Source organism: Streptomyces sp. S3(2020) (assembly GCF_013044505.1).
GTDB lineage: Bacteria > Actinomycetota > Actinomycetes > Streptomycetales > Streptomycetaceae > Streptomyces.
Genome location: NZ_JABERD010000321.1, coordinates 1 through 7763, shown reverse-complemented (window position 1 = coordinate 7763; position 7763 = coordinate 1). Strand labels below are relative to the sequence as shown.

The window sequence follows — 7763 nt, the reverse complement described above, 5'->3', positions numbered from 1 at the left end:
GTGGGGCGGGGGGGGTGGGCGTGCGGGGCGTGCTGCGCTTGGGTTGTGCCACGCGGCGGGCCCGGTGGGTCGCGGGGCGGCTCCCGGGGTCTGGGGGGGGGCGAACGGTCGGGTGGCGGGCGTGGCATGGGCGCGGGCGGAGAGGTGGTGCGGTCTGTGAGCCGGGTGGTGTGTGCGGGCGGGGTGGTCGAGGGCGGCTGGGGAGTGGGGGCTACGCGGTGCGGCCGCGGCCGCCGGTGCTGCCGCCGCGGCCGTCGCCGTTAGCCCGGAATCCGCAGCCGCTCTTGGGCAGAATGCGCGCGTGAACGACACGGATACCAGCGAGCTGGACTTCTCCGACAACGCCGATTTCGAGGCCGCCGGCCGAGGGTTCGTCGCCGCGCTGATACCGGGAGTCGTCAAGAACGCCGCCGGGAAAGTCGTATGGGACAACGACGCTTACGGATTCCTCGAAGGCCCCGCTCCCAAGACCGCCGACCCCAGCCTCTGGCGTCAATCCCAACTCGCCCAGAAACAAGGTCTCTACAAAGTCACCGACCGGATCTACCAGATCCGCGGACTCGACCTCTCCAATATGACGATCGTCGAGGGCGACACCGGCATCATCGTCATCGACCCCCTGATCTCCGCCGAGACCGCGGCCGCCGCGCTGAAGCTCTACCGGGACCACGTCGGGGACAAGGAGGTCACCGGGCTCATCTACACCCACCCCCACGTCGACCACTACGGCGGCTGCCGAGGTGTTCTCCCCGACGGGGCCGGTGATGTCCCCGTCCTCGCTCCCGAGGGGTTCATGGAGCACGCCGTCACGGAGAACGTCTTCGCGGGTACGGCGATGACCCGCCGGTCGATCTACATGTACGGCGCGCACCTCGACAAGGGCCCCGCCGGGCAGATCGGCTGCGGTCTGGGGCAGAGCATCTCCACCGGGACCATCGGGCTGCTCGAACCGACCGTGTACATCAGCGCGACCGGTCAGCGCGAGACCGTCGACGGTGTGGTCGTCGAGTTCCAGATGACCCCCGGCACCGAGGCCGCCGCCGAGATGAACTTCCTGTTCCCCGACCTCCGTGCCGTCTGCATGGCGGAGAACGCCACGCACACGATGCACAACATCGTCACGCTGCGCGGCGCCCAGGTCCGTGACGCCAAGCAGTGGGCGGCGTATCTCACCGAGTCGATCGGGCTCTACGACGGTCGGGCCGACGTCGCTTTCGCCTCGCATCACTGGCCGACCTGGGGGAACGACAACATCGTCGGCCTCCTCGAAGCCCAGCGTGATCTCTACGCCTATCTGCACGATCAGACCCTCCGCATGATCAACGCGGGGATGACCGGCCGTGAGATCGCCGAGGAGTTCCGGCTGCCGCCCGCGCTCGCCGAGGTCTGGGCCAACCGTGGGTACTACGGGTCGGTCAGTCATAACGTCAAGGGGATCTATCAGCGGTACATGGGGTGGTTCGACGCCAATCCCGCCCATCTCTGGGAGCATCCGCCCGTCGCCGAGGCCGAGCGGTACGTCAAGGCGCTCGGCGGGATGACACAGGCGGTCTCCGCGGCCCGTGCCTTCATCCGCGACGGCGATCTCCGTTTCGCCGCCACGCTCCTCAATCACTGTGTCTTCGCCGACCCGAAGCAGGAGAAGCCGAAGCGACTGCTCGCGCAGGTCTACGAGAAGCTCGCCCACGCGACGGAGAACGCGGTGTGGCGGAACTTCTATCTCACGGGAGCGATGGAGCTGCGGGAGGGCGTCAGGCAGCCGGAGACCACGTCCGACAGCACGGACGTCAGGGCCGCGCTGTCCGTCAGTCAGCTCATCGATGCCATGTCCGTGCGGATCGACTGGTACCTCCCCGGTCAGGGCAAGTACTGGCATCTCCGGCTGAGGCACGGGGTGTTGACCCATACCGTCGGTGCCGCCCCCGCCCCGGCCGCGGGGCTGACGCTCACGATGAACAAGGTGCAGCTGCTGCGACTGCTCGCCGGGAAGGGGCTGGGCGGTATTCGGACGTCCGGGGACGTCCGGCTTCTCACCACGCTGTTCTCGGTGATCGTGACGCCGTAGGGCTATTTGTCGTCCACTCCGATGTGGTGGACGCGGACGAGGTTCGTCGCTCCGGGGACCCCGGGCGGCGAACCCGCCGTGATGACCACGATGTCGCCCTTCTGGCAGCGGCCGTACTTGAGCAGCAGTTCGTCCACCTGGTCGACCATCGCGTCCGTGGAATCGACGGTCGGGCCGAGGAAGGTCTCCACTCCCCAGGTCAGGTTCAGTTGGGAGCGGGTCGCCGGTTCGGGGGTGAAGGCGAGCAGGGGGATCGGGGAGCGGTAGCGCGAGAGCCTGCGGACCGTGTCTCCCGACTGGGTGAACGCCACGAGGAACTTGGCGCCGAGGAAGTCGCCCATCTCGGCTGCCGCGCGGGCGACGGCGCCGCCCTGGGTGCGGGGTTTGTTGCGTTCGGTGAGGGGTGGGAGGCCTTTGGCGAGGATGTCCTCCTCGGCGGCGGTGACGATCTTCGCCATGGTGCGGACGGTCTCGATGGGGTATTTGCCGACGCTGGTCTCGCCGGACAGCATGACGGCGTCCGTGCCGTCGATGACGGCGTTCGCCACGTCGCTCGCCTCGGCCCTGGTCGGGCGGGAGTTCTCGATCATCGAGTCGAGCATCTGGGTGGCGACGATGACGGGTTTGGCGTTGCGCTTGGCGAGCTTGATCGCGCGTTTCTGGACGATCGGGACCTGTTCCAGGGGCATTTCGACGCCGAGGTCCCCTCGCGCGACCATGATCCCGTCGAACGCGGCCACGATGTCCTCGATGGCGTCGACCGCCTGCGGCTTCTCCACCTTGGCGATGACGGGCAGTCTGCGCCCTTCCTCGTCCATGATGCGGTGGACGTCGTCGATGTCGCGGCCGGAGCGGACGAAGGACAGTGCGATGACGTCGAAGCCGGTGCGCAGGGCCCAGCGCAGGTCGGCTTCGTCCTTGTCCGAGAGTGCCGGCACCGAGACGGCGACACCCGGGAGGTTGAGCCCTTTGTTGTCGGAGACCATGCCGCCCTCGACCACCGTCGTGTGCACGCGGGGGCCGTCGACCGCCGTGACCTCCAGGCAGACCTTGCCGTCGTCGACGAGGATGCGTTCGCCGGGTGTGACATCGGCGGCGAGGCCCGGATACGTGGTTCCGCAAGACTCCTGGCCGCCTTCCGCGCCTTCTTCCACGGTGATGGTGAAGGTGTCCCCGCGTTCAAGGAGTACGGGTCCTTCGGTGAAGCGGCCGAGGCGGATCTTCGGGCCTTGAAGGTCGGCGAGGATGCCGACGCTGTGGCCGGTCTCGTCGGAGGCCTTGCGGACGTGGTGGTAGCGCTCCTCGTGCTCGGCGTAGCCGCCGTGGCTGAGGTTGAAGCGGGCTACGTCCATTCCGGCTTCGACCAGTGCCTTGATCTGGTCGTACGAGTCGGTGGCGGGGCCCAGGGTGCAGACGATCTTTGCTCGGCGCATGTTTCGACCCTAGGCCTTACCGGTGGGTAGAGATTTGGTGAGGGGTGACTACTCAACAACCTTTGGGTGACGGGGCATTGACAAGTGTTGAAGTGTGCGACGGGGTGCTCCGATGAGCATTCCCTTGTGTGAATTCCGCCGTGTGCGTTCCGCCCTGTTTCAGAGCTGCGGCGGTGCCATGGTGAAGCGGGCGTTGACCTGGGCGTAGACGCGTTGGCGTTGGGGTTCGAGGTCGAGGGGGGCGGCGGCGGTGTCCTCGGCTGCGGCGTAGGACATGGAGCGCATGCGGCTGCCGGGGGCTGCGGGGGCGAGGGGTTGGGCGTTCTCGGCGCCGATGTCGGCGAGTTCGACGAGGGCGGCGAGGGTGGTTCCCAGTGCTTCGGCGTATTCGCGGGCGCGTTGGACGGCTTCCTTGACGGCCTGCTGGCGGGCCTGGCGGTGGGCCGGGGAGTTGGGTCGCAGGGCCCACCAGGGGCCGTCGACGCGGGTGAGGTCCAAATCGGCGAGGCGGGTGGTGAGTTCGCCGAGTGCGGTGAAGTCGGTGAGTTCGGCGGTGACGTGGACGCGGCCGTGGTAGGCGTGGACGCGTTCGCCGCGGCCTTTCTCCTTGAGCTGGGGGGTGATGGAGAAGGCGCCGGTCTCCAGTCGTTCCACGGCGTCGCCGTAGCTCTTGACGAGGTCGAGGACGGTGGCGTTGCGGCGGGTGAGGTCGTCGAGGGCGGTGCGGCGGTCCTTGCCGCGGGCGGCGACGCTGATGCCGATGCGGGCGATCTCGGGGTCGACTTCGAGGCGGGCTTCGCCGCGGACGGCGATGCGGGGGGCGTCGGGGGTGCCGTAGGGCACGAAGGGTTGGGGGTCGTCCGCAGCTGGTGTGGTCATACGACCCACTCTGTCACTTCTTGGCGTGTTGTCAGCTCGTCGGGTCACAGGTTGGGTCATCAGATCGAAACCTGTAGGGGGTGTTGCCGTTCGGTGTGCGCGGGTCAGAATCTACGCGCGTTGTTGACCGTTCCCCGAGGAGATCGAGACATGCCGTTGAACCGCAGGAAGTTCCTGGAGAAGTCCGCCGTGACCGGTGCGGGCGTCGCGCTGGCCGGTGCCGTGGGGGCTCCTGCGGCCGAGGCGGCGCAGGCGTCGGGTGCCCAGAAGGGGCAGAAGCCCGCGAAGCGGTACTCCTTCACGGTGATGGGCACCACCGACCTGCACGGCAACATCTTCAACTGGGACTACTTCAAGGACACGGAGTACACGGACGCCAAGGGCAACGCGAAGGGTCTGGCCAGGGTCTCGACGCTGGTCAACCAGGTCCGTGCGGAGAAAGGCCGTCGCAACACGCTGCTCATCGACGCGGGCGACACGATCCAGGGCACGCCGCTGACGTACTACTACGCGAAGGTGGACCCGATCACCGCCAAGGGCGGTCCGGTGCACCCGATGGCCGCGGCGATGAACGCGATCGGCTATGACGCTGTGGCGCTGGGCAACCACGAGTTCAACTACGGCATCGAGACGCTGCGCAAGTTCGAGGACCAGTGTCACTTCCCGCTGCTCGGCGCGAACGCGCTGGACGCGAAGACGCTGAAGCCGGCCTTCCCGCCCTACTTCATCAAGAAGATCTGCCCGCCCGGCCTCCCGCCGGTCAAGGTGGCCGTCCTCGGTCTGACCAACCCGGGCATCGCGATCTGGGACAAGGCGTACGTCGAGGGCAAGCTGGTGTTCCCGGGTCTGGAGGAGCAGGCCGCGAAGTGGGTGCCGAAGCTGCGGTCGATGGGTGCGGACGTGGTCGTCGTGTCGGCGCACTCCGGCTCCTCGGGCACCTCGTCGTACGGTGACCAGCTGCCGTACATCGAGAACTCCTCGGCGCTGGTGGCCCAGCAGGTGCCGGGCATCGACGCGATCCTCGTCGGGCACGCGCACACGGAGATCGCGGAGCTGCTGGTCACCAACGAGAAGACCGGCAAGACGGTCGTCCTGTCGGAGCCGCTGTGCTACGCGCAGCGCCTGTCCCTCTTCGATTTCGAGCTGGTCTTCGCCAAGGGCCGCTGGACGGTCGAGTCGGTGAAGGCGACGGTGCGTGACTCGAAGACGGTCGCGGACGACCCGAAGATCACGAAGCTGCTGAAGGACGACCACGACATCGTGGTGGAGTACGTCAACCAGGTCGTCGGTACGGCGACGCAGACGCTGACGACGGTCGAGGCGCGCTACAAGGACGCCCCGATCATCGACCTGATCACGAAGGTCCAGGAGGACGTGGTCAAGGCGGCGCTGGCGGGCACCGAGTACGCCGCGCTGCCGGTCATCGCGCAGGCCTCGCCGTTCTCGCGTACGTCGGAGATCCCGGCGGGCGATGTGACGATCCGGGATCTGTCGAGCCTGTACGTGTACGACAACACGCTGGTCGCGAAGTTGCTGACGGGTGCGCAGATCAGGGCGTACCTGGAGTACTCGGCGCAGTACTTCGTGCAGACCGCGGCGGACGCCGTGGTCGATGTGGAGAAGCTGACGAACGCGAACAGCCGGCCGGACTACAACTACGACTATGTGTCGGGTCTTTCGTACGAGATCGACATCGCGCAGGCGGCGGGTTCGCGGATCAAGAACCTGACCTACGGCGGTGCGGCGCTGGACGACGCGCAGCAGTTCGTGTTCGCGGTGAACAACTACCGTGCCAACGGTGGCGGCGCGTTCCCGCATGTGGCTTCGGCGACCGAGCTGTGGGCGGAGTCGACGGAGATCCGCACGCGGATCGCGGAGTGGGTGACGGCGAAGGGTGTGCTGGACCCGGCCGACTTCGCGTCGGTGGACTGGAAGCTGACGCGGAACGGTACGCCGGTCTTCTAGGGCGTTCAGCAGGGGCGGGTCGGCGGCGCCGGTGCGAGGGTTTTCGCATCGGCGCCGTCCGCGTGTTCAGCGGCCTTCCGTCAGTGGGGTGAGTGTCTGGGCTTGGCGGGCGGCCGGGATCTGGGGCTGTGGGCCGAGTCCGAAGGTGGTGAAGGCCGTTCGGGTGGGGAGGGGGTAAGGGGCTTTTTCCGTCAGGGAGTTGAGGATGGTGGCGCTGCGCCAGGCGGCGAGGCCGAGGTCGGGGGTGCCGACGCCGTGGGTGTGGCGTTCGGCGTTCTGGACGTAGAGGGTGCCGGTGACGGAGGGGTCCAGGGCGAGGCGGAACTGTTCGTCGACGCGGGGGCGTTCGCGGCTGTCGCGGCGCAGGTAGGGGTCGAGTCCGGCGAGGATGCGGTCCAGGGGGCGTTCGCGGTAGCCGGTGGCGAGGACGACGGCGTCGGTGGTGAGGCGGGAGCGGGTGTTCTGCTCGGTGTGTTCGAGGTGTAGTTCGACCTTGGTGATGGCGACTCGGCCCGCGGTGCGGACGCGGACGCCGGGGGTGAGGACGGTGTCGGGCCAGCCGCCGTGCAGGGTGCGCTGGTAGAGCTCGTCGTGGATGGCGGCGATGGTGTCGGCGTCGATGCCTTTGTGGAGCTGCCATTGGGCGGTGACGAGGCGGTCGCGTTCGGCTTCGGGGAGGGCGTGGAAGTAGCGGGTGTAGTCGGGGGTGAAGTGTTCCAGGCCGAGCTTGGAGTACTCCATGGGGGCGAAGGCTTCGGTGCGGCCGAGCCAGTGGAGGCCTTCGCGGCCCGCGGGGCGGGTGCGGAGCAGGTCGAGGAAGATCTCGGCGCCGGACTGTCCGGTGCCGACGACGGTGACGTGGTCGGCGCGCTGGAAGGCGTCGCGGTGGGCGAGGTAGTCGGCGGCGTGGATGACGGGCACGCCGGTGGCCTCGACGAGGGGTTTGAGGGGTTCGGGGATGTAGGGCTCGGTGCCGACGCCGAGGACGATGTTCCTGGTGTAGGTCCGGCCGAGGGCTTCGGCTTCTCCGTCGGTGTCGAGCTGGGTGAAGTCGACTTCGAAGAGGTCGCGTTCGGGGTTCCAGCGGACGGCGTCGACCTGGTGGCCGAAGTGGAGTCCGGGGAGGTTCTCGGCGACCCAGCGGCAGTAGGCGTCGTACTCGGCGCGCTGGATGTGGAAGCGCTCGGCGAAGTAGAAGGGGAAGAGCCGCTCGCGGCTCTTGAGGTAGTTGAGGAAGGTCCAGGGGCTGGCGGGGTCGGCGAGGGTGACCAGGTCGGCGAGGAAGGGGACCTGGATTCTGGCGCCGTCGATGAGGAGGCCCGGGTGCCAGTCGAAGGCGGGGCGTTGTTCGTAGAAGACGGTGTCGAGTTCGGCGAGGGGGTGGGCGAGGGCGGCCAGGGAGAGGTTGAAGGGGCCGATGC

Annotated in this window: 5 protein-coding genes; 2 read left to right on the top strand and 3 right to left on the bottom strand. The window is 68.0% G+C overall.

From position 1 onward, the window contains the following. The first annotated feature begins 172 nt into the window (after nt 1-172). Nucleotides 173-2065, top strand: coding sequence for an alkyl sulfatase dimerization domain-containing protein (locus HLK59_RS46245; RefSeq protein ID WP_171147688.1), 1893 nt, complete (start codon nt 173-175; stop codon nt 2063-2065). A 2-nt stretch (nt 2066-2067) separates the two neighbouring features. Here the strand turns inward: HLK59_RS46245 and pyk are convergent, their stop codons facing one another. Both pyk and HLK59_RS46235 read right to left on the bottom strand, forming a co-directional pair. Next, the gene (gene pyk, locus HLK59_RS46240) at nt 2068-3498 is read right to left on the bottom strand and encodes a pyruvate kinase (protein WP_171147687.1); all 1431 of its coding nucleotides are present in this window, start codon (nt 3496-3498) and stop codon (nt 2068-2070) included. A 159-nt stretch (nt 3499-3657) separates the two neighbouring features. After that, on the bottom strand, nt 3658-4377 hold the full coding sequence (locus tag HLK59_RS46235) for an SIMPL domain-containing protein (protein WP_171147686.1): 720 nt from the start codon (nt 4375-4377) through the stop codon (nt 3658-3660). 150 nt (nt 4378-4527) lie between these two features. Here HLK59_RS46235 and HLK59_RS46230 point away from each other — a divergent pair, with 150 nt between their 5' ends. After that, complete coding sequence (locus HLK59_RS46230; RefSeq protein ID WP_171147685.1) at nt 4528-6342, top strand: 5'-nucleotidase C-terminal domain-containing protein; 1815 nt, start codon at nt 4528-4530, stop codon at nt 6340-6342. Between the two features lie 66 nt (nt 6343-6408). Here HLK59_RS46230 and HLK59_RS46225 read toward each other — a convergent pair whose 3' ends face one another. Beyond that, on the bottom strand, nt 6409-7761 hold the full coding sequence (locus tag HLK59_RS46225) for a SidA/IucD/PvdA family monooxygenase (RefSeq protein ID WP_346779983.1): 1353 nt from the start codon (nt 7759-7761) through the stop codon (nt 6409-6411). Nucleotides 7762-7763 lie beyond the last annotated feature (2 nt).

What these genes read in the sequence shown, in the direction of transcription:
- pyk (WP_171147687.1), bottom strand. Translation starts at nt 3,498, where the DNA reads ATGCGCCGAGCAAAGATCGTCTGCACCCTGGGCCCCGCCACCGACTCG.
- HLK59_RS46235 (WP_171147686.1), bottom strand. Translation starts at nt 4,377, where the DNA reads ATGACCACACCAGCTGCGGACGACCCCCAACCCTTCGTGCCCTACGGC.
- HLK59_RS46230 (WP_171147685.1), top strand. Translation starts at nt 4,528, where the DNA reads ATGCCGTTGAACCGCAGGAAGTTCCTGGAGAAGTCCGCCGTGACCGGT.